The following is a 520-nucleotide window of genomic DNA, read 5'->3' on the forward strand; positions in this document are numbered from 1 at the left end:
GTCTGGGTTTGGAGTGCCTGGGTCGACCGGACCGGTGCCGTCATCGGTGATGGTTAAGTCACTGGTGTCCGTGCCGTTAACGCCCGTCACGCCCGTCACTTTCAGGCTCAGTTTCTCATCGCCTTCGTACGTACCGTCGTCTTTGGTCGCCACTTCAACAACCAGCTGAGTTTCACCCGCTTTCACCGTGTAAGAGCCATCTGCGTTCGCCGTCACAACCTGACCTGCCGAGTCTTTCACCACGATGCTCGTGATGTCCTCTGCCGTCGCTGTGCCGTAAAGGGTTTCTAGTGTAACGCTCACGTCAACTGACGCAGCTTTACTTAAGCTCACATCGAAACTCGCGGTTGAGCCTTCGTTGATAACTTTGCTGTCTTCGATGCTCACAGCTGGGCGATCATCTGGATTCACTGGCGGAGTAGGATCGGTTGGGTCAACCGGGACTGTGCCGTCATCTTTGATGGTTAGCTCACCCGTACCCGTACCCGTGACGCCGTTTGCACCCGTCACTTTCAGGCTC

1 pseudogene is annotated in these 520 nt (G+C 56.2%); it reads right to left on the minus strand.

Annotated features, from left to right (window positions below):
* A pseudogene (locus AB4496_RS23470) lies at positions 1-520 on the minus strand (hypothetical protein); the annotation flags it as partial.

Source organism: Vibrio sp. 10N.222.46.A1 (genome assembly GCF_041473595.1).
Taxonomy (GTDB): Bacteria; Pseudomonadota; Gammaproteobacteria; order Enterobacterales; family Vibrionaceae; genus Vibrio; species Vibrio tasmaniensis_A.